Origin of the sequence: Micromonospora sp. LOL_021 (assembly GCF_048060215.1) — a bacterium.
Lineage (GTDB): Bacteria > Actinomycetota > Actinomycetes > Mycobacteriales > Micromonosporaceae > Micromonospora_E.
Genome location: NZ_JBHMIN010000028.1, coordinates 1 through 14,577, shown reverse-complemented (window position 1 = coordinate 14,577; position 14,577 = coordinate 1). Strand labels below are relative to the sequence as shown.

The following is a 14,577-nucleotide window of genomic DNA, read 5'->3' as shown; positions in this document are numbered from 1 at the left end:
GCACCGCTGCGGGACTACCCTCGAACGTGCGGCGACGATCAGGCAGGAGATGGGTACGGTGCGAGTGCTGGCGGCGATGTCCGGCGGGGTCGATTCGGCGGTGGCGGCCGCCCGGGCGGTGGCCGCCGGGCACGACGTGACCGGTGTGCACCTGGCGCTGTCGCGCAACCCGCAGACGTACCGCACCGGGGCCCGTGGCTGCTGCACGGTCGAGGATGCCCGGGACGCCCGGCGGGCCGCCGACGTGATCGGCATCCCGTTCTACGTCTGGGACATGGCCGAGCAGTTCCACAGTGACGTGGTGGACGACTTCGTCGCCGAGTACGCCGCCGGCCGTACCCCCAATCCCTGCCTGCGCTGCAACGAGAAGATCAAGTTCGCGGCGGTGCTGGACCGCGCGGTGGCGTTGGGGTTCGACGCGGTGGTCACCGGCCACCACGCCCGGCTCGGCCCCGACGGTCTGCTGCGGCGCAGCGTCGACCTGGCCAAGGACCAGTCGTACGTGCTCGCCGTGCTCAACCGGGCCCAGCTGGACCGGGCGATGTTCCCGCTCGGCGACTCGACCAAGGCGCAGGTCCGGGCCGAGGCGGCGCGGCGCGGGCTGACGGTGGCCGACAAGCCCGACTCGCACGACATCTGCTTCATCGCCGACGGCGACACCCGCGGGTTCCTCGCCGACCGGCTCGGCAACGCCCCCGGCGACGTGGTCGACGCGACGACCGGCGCGGTCGTCGGCCGCCACGACGGGGCGTACGCGTTCACCGTCGGCCAGCGGCGTGGCCTGGGCATCGGGGTGCCCGCACCGGACGGCCGACCCCGCTACGTGCTGTCGATCACCCCGACGAGCAACACGGTGACCGTCGGCCCGGCCGAGGCGTTGGACGTCGACGCGGTGACCGGGGTCCGCCCGGTGTGGATCGGCGGGGACCGGCCGACCGGCCCGGTCGAGGCGATGCTCCAGGTGCGCGCGCACGGGTCGAGCACCCCGGCGGTGGTCGAGCTGACCGATGCCGGCATGCACGCTCAGCTGCACCGGCCGGTCCGGGGGGTGGCCGCCGGCCAGGCGATGGTCGCCTACCGGCCCGATCCGGCCGGCGACGTGGTGCTCGGCTCGGCGACCATCGCCGGCTGACCAGTGGAGTCGGCTGACCGGTAGAGTCGGCGGACGTGACCGACGCGAGTGACCTGCCGTGACCGACCCGAGTGAACCGCTGGGACCGGAGCCGGCCGCCCCGGCGGCGGACACACCGTGGCCCTGGCCGGCGGGTGCCGCCAGCGGGATCGGATCGCTGCCCGGCACCGACGTCGCCGAGGCGCAACGGATCGTCCTCGGTGAACTGCCGGGCCTGCCGCATCTGCCCGAGTTGCCGGCCCGTGGGCCGGGCGCGGAGATGATCGGGCGCGGTGCCACCTTCCTGGTGGACCTGCCGGTCGAGCTGTACGCCGGTCGGTGGCGGGTCGCCGCCCGACCCGGCCGGGACCTGCGTCGCGCACTCGACCTGCGGGAACGGGACCTCGACCAGCTGACCGAGCAGGCCGACGGCTATACCGGGTCCCTCAAACTGCAGGCCGCCGGGGCGTGGACGCTGGCCGCCGCTCTCGACTTCGGCCTCGGCGGGCGGCTGGTCCGCGACCACGGTGCCGTACATGACCTGGCCGCCTCGCTCACCGAGGGCCTGCGGGAGCACGTCGCGCAGGTGTCCCGCCGGGTGCCGGGTGCGCGGCTGCTGCTCCAACTCGACGAACCCTCGCTGCCCGCCGTGCTGGCCGGGACGCTGCGCACCGACAGCGGTCTGCACACCTACCGGGCGGTCGCCGCCGGCACCGTCCGGGACCTGCTCGCCGAGGTGATCACCGGCGTCGGTGTGCCGGTGGTGGTGCACTGCTGCGCCGCCGGTGTGCCGGTGGGTCTGCTGCGGGCAGCCGGAGCCGTCGCGATCGCCGCCGACCTGGACCTGCTCACCGACCTGGACCCGGTCGGTGAGGCGATCGACGCCGGGATGGGGCTGTTCGCCGGGGTGGTGCCGGCTACCGGGGTGGCGTCCGGCGCGGCGGCACCGACCTCGGCGCGGGCGGCGGGACAGGTCCGTACCCTCTGGTCAAAGCTGGGGTTTCCGGCGGAGCGGGCCGCCGACCAGGTGGTGGTGACCCCGGCGTGCGGGCTGGCCGGGGCGACCATGTCGTACGCCCGGGCGGCGCTCGCCGCCTGCCGAGACGCCGGCCGGCGGCTGGCCGAGGGCTGACCCGGCCGGCGGCCGGCGGTGGAGTGCCGTCGGCGTCGGCGGGCGGAACGGCGCGCCGGGCGGGAAACAGCGGTTACCGTTGGTGGCGATGAGCTACCACGGTGACAGCGACGGTGACCCGGCCGCCGGTCGGCGCGGCTGGTGGCGGATGTACCGCGGGTTGATCGTCGCCGTGCTGGTGGTGGTCTTCGTGCTGTGCTTCCTGTGGTGCGCCGGGGTGGCCGTGTTCAACCTCGTTCAGGGCGGGTGACCGGTCCGCCACGCGGGTGACTGCGTCGGCCCGCCGGCCGGTATCCGCGAATGTCGGTGCCGACCGATACGGTGCGCAGGTAGATCTGAACACGGAGGTCAGCCGGTGTCCGAGGAAGTCGTTCCGCAGCAGGTCAGCGCCGCCCAGCAGGCGCAGACCGGTGAGGAGCCCGACGCGGCCGCCCGGGAGCGGCACGCCACGCTCGCCGAGGAGATCGATCGCCACCAGTTCCGCTACCACGTCCTCGACGCGCCGGAGATCTCCGACGGGCAGTACGACCAGCTGATCCGGGAGCTGAACCAGCTTGAGGAGCGGCATCCGTCGCTGCGCACGCCGGACTCGCCCAGCCAGCGGGTGGGCTACGCCTACGCCACCCAGTTCGCCCCGGTGAACCACGCCGAGCGGATGATGAGCCTGGACAACGCCTTCGACGACGACGAGCTCACCGCCTGGGCCGACCGGGTGGAGCGCGACGCCGGTGGCCCGGTCAACTACCTGTGCGAACTGAAGGTCGACGGCCTCGCGGTCAACCTCACCTACGAGCGGGGGGTGCTGACCCGGGCGGCCACCCGGGGCGACGGCCGGGTCGGCGAGGACATCACCCCCAACGTGCGGACCATCCGGCAGATCCCGGAGCGGCTGGCCGGCGAGGCACCCGAGCTGCTGGAGGTGCGCGGCGAGATCTACTTCCCGGTGGCCGCGTTCGACGAGCTCAACGCCAGCCTGGTCGCCCAGGAGAAGGCGCCGTTCGCCAATCCGCGCAACGCCGCCGCCGGCTCACTGCGGCAGAAGGACCCCCGGATCACCGCCGGACGCGGGCTGCGCATGGTGGTGCACGGTCTGGGGGCGCGCAAGGGTTTCGAGCCGGTACGCCAGTCCGACGCGTACCGGCAGCTGGCCGACTGGGGGCTGCCGATCAGCAAACGCTGGCAGGTGGTCGGCGACCGCGACGGGGTACGTGACTTCATCGCCCACTTCGCCTCGCACCGCCACGAGGTGGAGCACGAGATCGACGGCGTGGTCGTCAAGATCGACGAGGTGTCGGTTCAGCGCCGTCTCGGCTCCACCAGTCGCGCCCCGCGCTGGGCGATCGCCTACAAGTACCCGCCGGAGGAGGTCAACACCCGGCTGCTCGACATCAAGGTCAACGTCGGGCGGACCGGGCGGGTCACCCCGTACGCGGTGCTCGACCCGGTCAAGGTGGCCGGCTCGACGGTCGGCTTCGCCACCCTGCACAACGCCGGAGAGGTGGCCCGCAAAGGGGTACTGATCGGCGACATGGTGGTCCTGCGGAAAGCGGGCGACGTCATTCCAGAAGTGGTCAGCCCGGTCGTCGATCTGCGGACCGGCGCCGAGCGCGAGTTCGTCATGCCGACCGAGTGCCCGGAGTGTGGCACCGAGCTGCGCTACGAAAAAGAAGGTGACGCCGACATCCGGTGTCCGAATCTCGACTGCCCGGCGCAGTTGACCCGCAAGCTGGAGTACATTGCCGGTCGCGGTGTTCTCGACATCGAGGCGCTGGGGGAGCGGTCCGCGATCGCCCTGGTCGATTCCGGTGCCGTGCAGAGCATCGGCGACCTTTTCGATCTTGACGCCGATCGGTTGTCCGGAGTCGAGTTCTTCCGCAACCAGAGCGGGGAGCTGACCGAGAACGCGAAGAAACTGCTGGCCAACCTCGCCGAGGCCAAGCAACGGCCGCTGTGGCGGATCATCGTCGCGTTCTCCATCCGGCACGTCGGCCCGGTCGCCGCCCAGGCGCTGGCCCGCGAGTTCCGCGCGATCGACGCGATCGCAGCCGCCAGCCAGGAGCAACTGGTCGACGTCGACGGGGTCGGTCCGGTGATCGCCGCGGCCGCCGCCGACTGGTTCGCCGCCCCGCACGCTCAGGAGGTGGTCCGGCGCTGGCGCGCGGCGGGCGTGCGGATGGTCGAGGAAGCCGGTGACGACCAGGCGCCGCGCCCGTTGGCCGGCGTCACCGTCGTGATCACCGGTTCGCTCGCCGGCTACTCCCGCGACGAGGCGGCCGAGGCGGTGCAGTCCCGTGGCGGCAAGGTCAGCGGGTCGGTGTCGAAGAAGACCGGCTTCGTGGTGGTCGGTGACAGCCCGGGATCGAAGTACGACAAGGCCGTCTCGCTGCGTGTCCCGGTGCTCGACGAGGCAGGCTTCGGCGTGCTCCTCGAGGAAGGGGTGGACGCGGCCCGGGCCGTCGCCGTCAACGAACCGGATCAGCCGGCCGAGCCCGCCGAGGCATCCGCGTCCGCGGAACCCGCCGACGCGACCGAGCCCGCCGCCGCCAGCTAGCGGTGATCCGGCGCGGACCATCGCCGCTAGCTCCGGCAATTGGCGGACGCCATTTCTCGACGCGGCCAGGAAACCCCGCGTCGGGCATTCGCCGACCGCGTCTCAAATCAGTCACGACCGCGCTTCGCTCCTGACCCGCCGGCCGTCCCTCCTTAAGGTGTAGGACGTCGGCGGGACGCCCGGCTCGTGCTGAGTCGGCGAAGCGGGCCACGGGAGCGCGACGGGAGGGCAGATGGAGGCCGCGGCATTGCGGAACTCCGTTCCTTCGGAACGCGCGCCTGGGTTCTTCGGCTTTGTCGGCGGCGTGACCGCTGCGGCGCTCGCCGTCTGCGCCGTACCGTTGCTGAACCTGCCCGCCCAGATTTCCGACCTGCCGGCGGCATTCTGGCTGATGGCCCTGCTCGCGGTGCTCGGCGACGCCCGACCGTTCACCCCACCCGGCCGGCGGCGCCGATCCGAAGTCTTCCCGTCGGTCTGTTTCACCTTCGCCATCCTGCTCGCCTGGGGTCTCGGCCCGGCGGTCGCGGTGCAGGCCGTCGCGGTGGCGGTCTTCGCCTGGCGGGCCCGGCACGTGCCGTGGCGGGCCCTGTTCAACAGCTCGCAGTACGCGCTGGCGCTCGCCGCCGCGGCGGCGGTGGCCGGGCTGGCCGGGCCGGGTGCCTTCGCCGGCACCGCGGAGCTGGCCTGGAGCGACGTCGCGGTGGCGGTCGGCGCGGCGGCCGCCTGGTCGGCGGTCAACTACAGCACGGTCACCCTGGCGATCCGGTTGCGCTTCGGCGGCCGGTGGTGGCGGTCGGCCCGCCGTGGCATCGGCTTCGAGTTGTCCTCCACCGGATCGCTGCTGCTGCTCGGACCGGTGTTGGTGGTCGCCGCACAGGTCGACCCGGCGCTGATTCCACTGGTGCTGGTGCCGCTGTACGCGGTCTACCGGATGGCCGCGCTGGCCAGCGAGCAGGAGCGGTCGGCCCGGCTCGACCCGTTGACCGGGCTGGCCAACCGCAAGGCACTGATCGTCGAGATCGCCGATCAGGTGCCGGCTCACGCCGACGCGCTGCGGCACGGAGCGCCGGACTCCCGGATGGCGCTGCTGCTGCTCGACCTGGACCGGTTCAAGCGGGTCAACGACGCGCTCGGGCATCTGGTCGGCGATCGGCTGCTGGTCGAGGTGGGGCTGCGGCTGGCCATGGTGGTCCGGCCGCAGGACCTGGTGGTCCGGCTCGGCGGTGACGAGTTCGCCATCCTGGCCACCCGGCTCACCGGCGCGGACGAGGCGCGGGAGATCGCCGATCAGGTGGTGACCGCGCTCGCCGAGCCGGTCGCCCTGGACGGTCTGCCGCTGGACGTCGGCGGATCGGTGGGCATCGCCCTCTATCCCGAGCACGGTGGGGACTTCGCCACCCTGCTGCAACACGCCGACGTCGCGATGTACGACGCCAAGGACACCGGTGACGGCACCGCCGTCTACGCCGCCGAGTCGGACCACAACACGCCCGAACGGCTCAGCCTCCTCGCCGACCTGCGTCGGGTGCTCGACGTCAACGGCGCGCACGCGGCCGACTCCGGTCGGGAGGTCGACGACGTCGGCGAGATCACCATGTACTACCAGCCGCAGGTGGAGGTCGCGACCGGCGAGGTGGTCGGGGTGGAGGCGCTGCTGCGCTGGCGGCATCCGCGTCGCGGCATGGTCGACCCGGAAGAGTTGATCAAGGTCGCCGAGCAGAGCGCCGTGATGCGCCTGCTCACCCGCCGGGTCGTCGACGACGTCGTCGAGCAGATCGCCAAGTGGGCCGCCGCCGGGATCACCATGCGGGCAGCCGTCAACGTCAGCGTCCGGGACCTGCACACCGGCGAGATCGCCGACCAGATCTCCGACCGGCTCACCCGCTACAACCTGTCACCGGAGCAACTCCAGTTGGAGATCACCGAGGGGGCGTTGATGGCCGACCCCCGGCGGGTACTGGCCACCATCTCGCGGCTCGACGCGATCGGGGTGGCGATCGCCCTGGACGACTTCGGCACCGGCTACTCGTCCATGCAGCACCTGCGCCGGCTCCCACTGTCCGAAGTCAAGATCGACCGCTCGTTCGTACTCGGCATGGCCGCCGACACCGACGACGCGGCCATCGTCCGCTCGGTGATCGAGCTGGCCCGGGCGCTCGGGCTGCGGGTGGTCGCCGAAGGCGTCGAGGACGACGCCTCCTGGCGGCGGCTGTACGCGCTCGGCTGCCACGTCGCCCAGGGCTGGTTCTACGCCCGGCCGATGCCCGCCGACGAACTGGTCAGCTGGCTGGCCCGGTACCGTCCACTGGTCCCCGGCCCGCGCGGCGTCCCACCCGGCCTGCCCGATGACTCGGCCGACGGGCCGCCAGACCGGCGGCCAGACCCGCCCGGCCTGCCCGATGACTCGGCCGGCCCGCCGGAGAAATAGACTCGTCGGGTCCGGCCCGGTTCGCCACGCTGAGCGAGGATCCGGGGCCAACCGTTCGATCACCGTACGAAGGGGGCGCAGATGGCCGCCATCTCCCGCGAGGAGGTCGCGCACCTGGCGCGACTGTCGCGGCTGGCCGTGACCGAGGACGAACTGGCGACGTTCGCCGGCCAGCTCGACGTCATCCTGCAGTCCGTCGCCCGGATCGGCGAGGTCGCCGCCGACGACATCCCGCCCACCTCGCACTCGGTGCCGCTGACCAACGTGTTGCGCGACGACGTCGTCGTGCCCGGTCTGGACCGCGACGCCGCGCTCGCCGCCGCCCCGGACGCCGAGGACGGCCGGTTCCGGGTGCCGCGCATCCTGGACGAGGAGGTCTGAACCATGTCCGAACTCACCGGGATGACCGCCGCACAGCTGGCCGGGCTGATCGCCGACGGTGACACCAGCGCCGTCGAGGTGACCCGCGCCCACCTGGACCGGATCGCCGGCGTCGACGAACGGGTGCACGCCTACCTGCACGTCGACGCCGACGGTGCGCTCGCCGCCGCGCAGGCCGTCGACACCGCCCGCGCCGCCGGGCAGCCGCTCGGCCCGCTGGCCGGCGTACCGATCGCGGTCAAGGACGTCGTCACCACCAAGGGCGTGCCGACCACCGCCGGGTCGAAGATCCTCGACGGCTGGCGGCCACCGTACGACGCGACGATCGTCGCCCGGCTGCGCGCCGCCGGGATGCCGATCCTCGGCAAGACCAACATGGACGAGTTCGCGATGGGTTCGTCGACCGAGTACTCGGCGTACGGGCCGACGTACAACCCGTGGGACCTGACCCGGATCCCCGGCGGTTCCGGCGGCGGCAGCGCGGCGGCGGTCGCCGGGTACGAAGCTCCACTGGCGATCGGCACCGACACCGGCGGCTCGATCCGCCAGCCGGGCGCGGTCACCGGCACCGTCGGCGCCAAGCCGACCTACGGCGGCACCTCCCGGTACGGGCTGATCGCCTTCTCCTCCTCGCTGGACACCCCCGGACCGTGCGCTCGGACCGTGCTCGACGCGGCGCTGCTGCACGAGGCGATCGCCGGGCACGACCCGCATGACTCCACCTCGATCCCGGCCGCCGTGCCGCCGGTGGTCGAAGCCGCCCGCGCCGGTGCCTCCGGCGACCTGACCGGGGTGCGCCTCGGCCTGGTCACCCAGTTCGCCACCGGCGAGGGCGTCGAGCCGGGCGTGCTGGCCGCGTTCCGCGACGCCGTCGACGCGCTGGCCAAGCTCGGTGCCGAGGTCGTCGAGGTCTCCTGCCCGCACTTCGACTACGCGCTGCCGGCGTACTACTTGATCGCGCCGAGCGAATGCTCGTCCAACCTGGCCCGCTACGACGGCGTCCGGTACGGGCTGCGCAGCGGCGACGACGGCAACCGGTCCCTGGAAGAGGTCATGTCGCTGACCCGCGACCAGGGCTTCGGCCCCGAGGTCAAGCGGCGGATCATGCTCGGCACGTACGCGCTGTCCAGCGGCTACTACGACGCCTACTACGGGCAGGCGCAGAAGGTCCGTACCCTGATCACCCGCGACTTCACCGCCGCGTTCGAGCAGGTCGACGTGCTGATCTCGCCGACTACGCCGTTCGTGGCGTTCCCGCTCGGGGCGCGCACCGCCGACCCGTACCAGATGTATCTGGCCGACCTGTTCACTATCCCGACCAACCTGTACGGCGGCCCGGCCATTTCGGTGCCATGCGGGCTGGCCGACGGGCTGCCGGTCGGGTTGCAGGTGATGGCGCCGACGATGGCCGACGACCGGATGTACCGGGTCGCGGCGGCCCTGGAGTCGGCGGTCGGCACCCTCACCCCGCCGGAGCTCTGAGCCACGACGTGCTGACCCGGATCGAGATCGACGGCTTCAAGTCGTTCCGCGAGTTCACGCTGGACGTGCCGCCGTTTCTCGTGATCATCGGGCGGAACGCGGCCGGCAAGTCGAATCTGTTCGACGCGATCCAGTTACTGTCCCGGTTGGCCGGCGATCCGCTGCTGGAGGCCGCCCAGCAGATGCGCGGGGAAGTCCCCGACCTGTTCCATCGGCACACCGACGGCAGCCAGACACCGGTGATGACCTTCGCGGTCGAGGTGCTGCTGGGGCCGTCGGTGACCGACGCGTTCGGCGACACCGCCGAGGTCAACCACTCCCGGCTGCGCTACGAGCTGGCGATCGAGCTGCGGCTCACCAGTAGCAGCGGCACCCGTCGGCCGTACGTGGTGCGGGAGGCCGCGTACCGGATCCCCAAGTCCGACGACGACGCGTTGCGGGCATTGATCCCGCGGTGGAAGCAGGTGGCCAGTTACCGCGGCGGTGGCCGGGAGCTGCTGGAGACTGAGCAGGACGAGCAGGGTCGCGCGGTCTTCAGCATCCGGCAACAGGGCAACCAGGGCCGCAAGCGGAAGCTGCCGGCGACGGCGGCGACGGCGACCGTGCTGTCCAGTTTGACCACTGCCACCGACTTCCCGCTGCTGTACGCGCTGAAGCGGGAGTTGCAGTCGTGGCGGCTGCTGCATCTGGACCCGAGCGCTCTGCGCACCCCGGATTCGTACGACGACTCGGACAGCCTGGCCGCCAATGGGGCGCATCTGGCAAACACGTTGCGCTATCTGGCGGTGGAGACGGGCACCGATGACCGGCCGGAGGGCGCGTTGAACGACCTTTCCGCCGACGTGGCCGAAGTGATACCAGGAGTGGTCCGGGTCCGCCTCGCCGAAGACGAGGCGCGTCGGCAGCGTCAGGTCGAAGTGCTGACCCGCGACGAGGCACCGTTCTCGGCCCGGGTCGCCTCTGACGGGACGCTGCGGGCGATCGCGCTGCTCGCCGCGCTCTACGATCGGCGTGGGGCCGGGCTGATCTGCTTCGAGGAGCCGGAGAACGGCATCTTCCCGCAGCGGCTTGCCCAGTTCGTGCGGTACCTGCGGGCCCTGGTCGAACGGTCGTTGGAGCCGCGCGACGAAGCGGACGGCAATCGATTGACCCAGTTGATTCTGAGCAGCCACTCGCCTGCGATCCTGCGGGCGTTGGAACGCGGCGAGGACGGGGGACGGCTCCATGCGGTCTACCTGGACGTGGTGACCCGGGTTCGCAAGGGTGAACCGCGCAGCCGAATCACCCGTAGCCGCCTGATCGGTGGTGATCAGCTTGCGTCGGATCTCGAAGGGCCCAGCGGTGTGGTCACCAAGGCAGAGATTGCCGAATTCGAGGTTCTGGAGACGCTGGACCGCTGATGCGCTACCTCTCAACCGCACTGATCTCCGAAGGCCTCAGTGATGACCGCTTCCTGCCCCGGCTGCTGGCACGCTCACTGGAAGGACTGTGCCTGACCGAGTTCGATGAAACGGTGTACGTAGCCGACGTACAACCGCTGCGGGACCGGACCGGGCCGGCAGGTATCGACGACGTGATCAGCATGGTCGACCGCAGCGGCGGTGGGTTCACGATTGTCTTCTTTCACCGTGACCAGGGCGCGAACGCCGAACGGGTACACCGGGAGTGGCTGGAACCGCTCCGGAAGCGTTGGGTCGACCGCCGGGAGCAACTCGTCGCGGTGGTGCCGGTTCGGGAAACCGAGGCCTGGCTGCTCGCCGACGGTCAGGCACTGCGCAACGCTCTCGGCGTCCGGTGGACCGATACCGAGATGGGCCTGCCGGGGCGTCCACGCCAGGTGGAGCAGATCGCCGACCCGAAGAAGATGCTCAACGACGTGACGCGCCGGGTCAGCAGATCCGTCGGGGACCACCTCGGCCAGCTGGGCGAGCTGGTCGATCTGAACAGGCTGCAGCAGGTGCCGGCGTACCGGCGATGGTGGGACGACACCCGGGACGCGCTGACCGCGCTCGGTTACCGGGCGGACCGATGAGCCCGACGATGGTGGCTACTAGGCTGGTGCGGTCGCTTCGGTGCCGCGCCCAGAGTTGGAGCATGTGATGAGCACGACCGCGTTGCCCGCGTACGAGGATGTCGTCGCCCGCTACGAGCCGGTGATCGGCCTGGAGACGCACGTCGAGCTGGGCACCAACACCAAGATGTTCTGTGGCTGCCCGACCGGGTTCGGTGCCGAGCCGAACACCCAGGTCTGCCCGGTCTGCCTCGGCCTGCCCGGCTCGTTGCCGGTGGCGAACAAGACGGCGATCGAGGCGACGATCCGCATCGGGCTGGCGCTGAACTGCTCGATCGCCGACTGGTGCCGGTTCGCCCGGAAGAACTACTTCTACCCGGACATGCCAAAGAACTACCAGATCAGCCAGTACGACGAGCCGCTGTGCGTGGACGGCTGGCTCGACGTCGAGGTCGACGGCGAGATGGTGCGGATCGGCATCGAGCGGGTGCACCTGGAGGAGGACACCGGCAAGACACTGCACGTCGGCGGCGCGACCGGGCGGATCCACGGGGCGACCGAGTCGCTGGTCGACTACAACCGGGCCGGCATTCCGCTGGTGGAGATCGTCACCAAGCCGATCCCCGGCACCGGTGACCGGGCACCGCAGGTGGCCCGCGCGTACGTCACCGAGCTGCGGGACGTGATCCGCTCGCTGCGCGTCTCCGACGTGCGGATGGAGCAGGGTTCGCTGCGCTGCGACGTGAACACGTCGCTGACCCCGGTCGGGCAGACCGAGTGGGGCACCCGCACCGAGACCAAGAACGTCAACTCGCTGCGGTCGGTGGAGCGGGCGGTACGCGCGGAGATGCTGCGCCAGGCGTCGGTGCTCGACGCCGGTGGCCGGATCGTGCAGGAGACCCGGCACTTCCACGAGGACAGCGGCGACACCACGTCGGGCCGGTCCAAGGAGACCGCCACCGACTACCGCTACTTCCCGGAGCCGGACCTGGTGCCGCTCGCCCCGGACGCCGCCTGGGTGGCCGAGCTGAAGGCGGCCCTGCCGGAGCTGCCCCGGGTGCACCGCAAGCGGCTGCAGGAGCAGTGGGGGCTGACCAACCACGACATGCAGTCGGTGGTCAACGCCGGCGCGGTCGAGCTGATCGAGCAAACCATCGCCGCCGGCACCACCCCGGCCGGTGCCCGCAAGTGGTGGCTGGGTGAGCTGGCCCGCCGGGCCAACGAGTCCGGTGTGGAGCTGACCGCGCTGGGGGTCACCCCGGCGCACGTGGCCGAGCTGCAGGGGCTGGTCGACGCCGGCAAGCTCAACGACAAGCTGGCCCGTACCGTCCTGGAGGCGGTGGCCGCCGGGGAGGGCACGCCCACCGAGGTGATGACCGCGCGCGGCCTGGAGGTGGTCTCCGACACCGGCGCGTTGACCGCCGCCGTCGACGAGGCGATCGCCGCCAACCCGGACATCGCGGCGAAGGTCCGCGACGGCAAGGTGGCGGCGGCCGGTGCGCTGGTCGGCGCGGTGATGAAGACGACCCGGGGCCAGGCGGACGCGCGTACCGTCCGGGAGCTGATCCTGTCCCGCCTCGGCGCCCAGGGCTGATGGTGGTGCGGTGCCGCCGCCCTGACCGATCGGCGGCATCGGACCTGGCCTATCGAAAAATGGTGCAGTCGGCTACTTTCTGTACATGCAGTGGGATGCCGAGTACGAGCGGGTGGTCGCGGAGTACACGGCGGGCCGCGACGTCGCTGAGCTTGAGCGACAGTACGACCTGAGCCGCGCCGAGATCGAATGGCTGGTCGCGGCCGCCGCTGCCGACCAGCGGTTGTCCGGGACTACCGGTCGGTCGACGTCAGCTGTGCCGGCACCGGACGTCGACTCGGAGGCTCGCCGCAGGACTCCGCCAGTGCCGGTGATCATCGCCGTTGCCGGCTACGCACTCGGCGTCGCGCTGGGACTCGCGCTCGTCGTCCTCGGTGTGCTGATCGAGTTCTGGGCGCTGTCCATCGGAGGCGTGGTCATCGGAGCCATTTTCGGCTCGGTGATGCACGGACTGTGGCAGGGCCGACGCGGCTCGCTGATCACCGCGATCATCCTCGGTGTCGTGTCGGTGCCGGTCGGTCTGATCCTGGTGGTGCTCCTGCTCGTCCCCGCGTCCGCCCAGGCGTGGTTTGCACAGTCTGAGCGGACGCGGACGCGGACGCGGACGAGCTCGGCGAGGTGACCGGACCCGGGGCTACCTGCCGGTCTGACTACCGGCCGGTGCGGCTGACGAAGGTCCGCCAGGCGGCGGGGGAGAAGGTGAGGTTGCCGCCGGTGCGGTCCTTGCTGTCGCGGACCAGGACCCGGCCGGGCAGGTTGTCGGCGACTTCGACGCAGTTGCCGCCGGTGCCGTTGCTGCGGCTGCTGGTCCGCCAGGCCGGTCGAGGATCGGTCGTCATGCCCATCTGTCGGCTGCCTCCTGCATCAACGCCACGGACTGCTCGCTGGGCAGAGCGTACTCCCGCAGCGACTCCCAGGCATGCTCCAGTCTGGTCAGATCGGCCTCCAACTCGATGGTCTGGCCCTCCAACGGCCCGTCGACGAAGCCGGCCGCCCGGCCGTCCAGGCTGGCCAGGGTGAACGGGCCGTTCAGCCCCGGGTAGGCACCGACCCCGGCCGGCACCACCTGGATCGAGACGTTGGGCCGGTCGCAGGCGGCGATCAGCGCCAGGACCTGCTCGCGCATCACCGCCGGGCCGCCGACCGCCCGGGTCAGCACCGCCTCGTCGATCACCCCGACGAAGCGGCACGGCCGCTCGGCGCGGTGCAGGATTTCCTGCCGGCCGAGCCGGTCGCCGACGGTGGTGTCGACGTCGTCGATCGCCACCCCGGCATGGGTGAGGATGACGCGGGCGTACGCCTCGGTCTGCAGCAGGCCGGGCACCAGCAGCGGCTCGTAGCAGCGCAGCATGATTGCCTCCCGCTCGTGCTCCAGCCACGGGCGCAGCCAGACCGGGGCCCGCTCGGTGCGCAGCAGCAGCTCCCAGAGGGTCGAGTAGTCGCAGTTGAAGACCCGGTCGATGGTGGCCAGGTAGTCGAGCCGGATCGGCCGGGCGCCGCGCTCGACCGCGCTGACGTGCTGGGCCGACCAGTGCAGGGCGGCGCCCCACTGCTCCTGGGTGAGCCCGGCCAACTCGCGGCGGCGGCGGAGCTCCGCTATCAGATATGCGCTCGCTGCTCCAGACATTCGTTTCCTCCAGCTCTCTACAGAATTGCTTTGTGGTGGGCAGAGGTTGCCCCGTGACGGATGTTGTTGCTACGAGGGCAAAGCCCATCTTTCATGTGGGAAGCGGGGAAGTCCAGGGTGGAGGAGTGGGAAATTCGAGAAGGCGTCCATTGTCGTCCCGATGGGGGACGCGTGGTGCAAGAATGAATGACAAAGATCAATTGAGCTGATCTCAGCGACTTGCCGTCAGGTATTTGTATTCGAAGTGGGTCAGGTGGAGT

Annotated in this window: 13 protein-coding genes; 11 read left to right on the top strand and 2 right to left on the bottom strand. The window is 71.2% G+C overall.

The genetic code is table 11. The annotated features are described in order from the left end of the window. Positions 1–58: 58 nt before the first annotated feature. From mnmA to ACFHWT_RS18625, 11 genes are all read left to right on the top strand, one after another. The gene (mnmA, locus tag ACFHWT_RS18675) at positions 59–1,132 is read left to right on the top strand and encodes a tRNA 2-thiouridine(34) synthase MnmA (protein ID WP_416596006.1); all 1,074 of its coding nucleotides are present in this window, start codon (positions 59–61) and stop codon (positions 1,130–1,132) included. Between the two features lie 79 nt (positions 1,133–1,211). Further along, on the top strand, positions 1,212–2,243 hold the full coding sequence (locus ACFHWT_RS18670; protein WP_416596005.1) for a methionine synthase: 1,032 nt from the start codon (positions 1,212–1,214) through the stop codon (positions 2,241–2,243). An 88-nt stretch (positions 2,244–2,331) separates the two neighbouring features. Then, on the top strand, positions 2,332–2,493 hold the full coding sequence (locus ACFHWT_RS18665) for a hypothetical protein (RefSeq protein WP_416595945.1): 162 nt from the start codon (positions 2,332–2,334) through the stop codon (positions 2,491–2,493). Positions 2,494–2,598: 105 nt separating this feature from the next. Then, complete coding sequence (ligA, locus tag ACFHWT_RS18660) at positions 2,599–4,794, top strand: NAD-dependent DNA ligase LigA (RefSeq protein ID WP_416595944.1); 2,196 nt, start codon at positions 2,599–2,601, stop codon at positions 4,792–4,794. A gap of 232 nt (positions 4,795–5,026) precedes the next feature. Further along, entirely contained in the window at positions 5,027–7,222 is a 2,196-nt protein-coding gene (locus ACFHWT_RS18655) for a putative bifunctional diguanylate cyclase/phosphodiesterase (protein ID WP_416595943.1), read from the top strand. Positions 7,223–7,303: 81 nt separating this feature from the next. Further along, on the top strand, positions 7,304–7,603 hold the full coding sequence (gene gatC, locus ACFHWT_RS18650; RefSeq protein WP_123600383.1) for an Asp-tRNA(Asn)/Glu-tRNA(Gln) amidotransferase subunit GatC: 300 nt from the start codon (positions 7,304–7,306) through the stop codon (positions 7,601–7,603). 3 nt (positions 7,604–7,606) lie between these two features. Then, positions 7,607–9,085: an Asp-tRNA(Asn)/Glu-tRNA(Gln) amidotransferase subunit GatA gene (gatA, locus tag ACFHWT_RS18645; protein WP_416595942.1), complete on the top strand. Its 1,479-nt coding sequence runs from the start codon at positions 7,607–7,609 to the stop codon at positions 9,083–9,085. Positions 9,086–9,093: 8 nt separating this feature from the next. Beyond that, positions 9,094–10,485 (top strand): AAA family ATPase, encoded by a 1,392-nt coding sequence (locus ACFHWT_RS18640; RefSeq protein ID WP_416595941.1) that lies wholly within the window; start codon positions 9,094–9,096, stop codon positions 10,483–10,485. After that, positions 10,485–11,117 (top strand): DUF4276 family protein, encoded by a 633-nt coding sequence (locus ACFHWT_RS18635; protein WP_416595940.1) that lies wholly within the window; start codon positions 10,485–10,487, stop codon positions 11,115–11,117. The genes ACFHWT_RS18640 and ACFHWT_RS18635 overlap by 1 nt, the downstream gene beginning before the upstream one ends. Before the next feature lie 67 nt (positions 11,118–11,184). Next, the gene (gatB, locus tag ACFHWT_RS18630) at positions 11,185–12,690 is read left to right on the top strand and encodes an Asp-tRNA(Asn)/Glu-tRNA(Gln) amidotransferase subunit GatB (protein ID WP_416595939.1); all 1,506 of its coding nucleotides are present in this window, start codon (positions 11,185–11,187) and stop codon (positions 12,688–12,690) included. An 85-nt stretch (positions 12,691–12,775) separates the two neighbouring features. Further along, a complete protein-coding gene (locus ACFHWT_RS18625; RefSeq protein ID WP_416595938.1) occupies positions 12,776–13,312 on the top strand; it encodes a hypothetical protein in 537 nt (178 codons plus the stop codon). Positions 13,313–13,340: 28 nt separating this feature from the next. On the opposite strand, the gene ACFHWT_RS18620 is transcribed toward ACFHWT_RS18625, so the two are convergent. Both ACFHWT_RS18620 and ACFHWT_RS18615 read right to left on the bottom strand, forming a co-directional pair. Continuing rightward, a complete protein-coding gene (locus ACFHWT_RS18620; RefSeq protein WP_416595937.1) occupies positions 13,341–13,535 on the bottom strand; it encodes a DUF397 domain-containing protein in 195 nt (64 codons plus the stop codon). Next, entirely contained in the window at positions 13,526–14,317 is a 792-nt protein-coding gene (locus ACFHWT_RS18615) for a helix-turn-helix domain-containing protein (RefSeq protein WP_282234385.1), read from the bottom strand. The genes ACFHWT_RS18620 and ACFHWT_RS18615 overlap by 10 nt, the downstream gene beginning before the upstream one ends. Positions 14,318–14,577: the final 260 nt, after the last annotated feature.

Coding starts and splice junctions, on each gene's coding strand:
- ACFHWT_RS18665 (WP_416595945.1), top strand. CDS start 2,332: ATGAGCTACCACGGTGACAGCGACGGTGACCCGGCCGCCGGTCGGCGC.
- ACFHWT_RS18655 (WP_416595943.1), top strand. CDS start 5,027: ATGGAGGCCGCGGCATTGCGGAACTCCGTTCCTTCGGAACGCGCGCCT.
- gatC (WP_123600383.1), top strand. CDS start 7,304: ATGGCCGCCATCTCCCGCGAGGAGGTCGCGCACCTGGCGCGACTGTCG.
- gatA (WP_416595942.1), top strand. CDS start 7,607: ATGTCCGAACTCACCGGGATGACCGCCGCACAGCTGGCCGGGCTGATC.
- ACFHWT_RS18635 (WP_416595940.1), top strand. CDS start 10,485: ATGCGCTACCTCTCAACCGCACTGATCTCCGAAGGCCTCAGTGATGAC.
- gatB (WP_416595939.1), top strand. CDS start 11,185: ATGAGCACGACCGCGTTGCCCGCGTACGAGGATGTCGTCGCCCGCTAC.
- ACFHWT_RS18625 (WP_416595938.1), top strand. CDS start 12,776: ATGCAGTGGGATGCCGAGTACGAGCGGGTGGTCGCGGAGTACACGGCG.
- ACFHWT_RS18620 (WP_416595937.1), bottom strand. CDS start 13,535: ATGGGCATGACGACCGATCCTCGACCGGCCTGGCGGACCAGCAGCCGC.
- ACFHWT_RS18615 (WP_282234385.1), bottom strand. CDS start 14,317: ATGTCTGGAGCAGCGAGCGCATATCTGATAGCGGAGCTCCGCCGCCGC.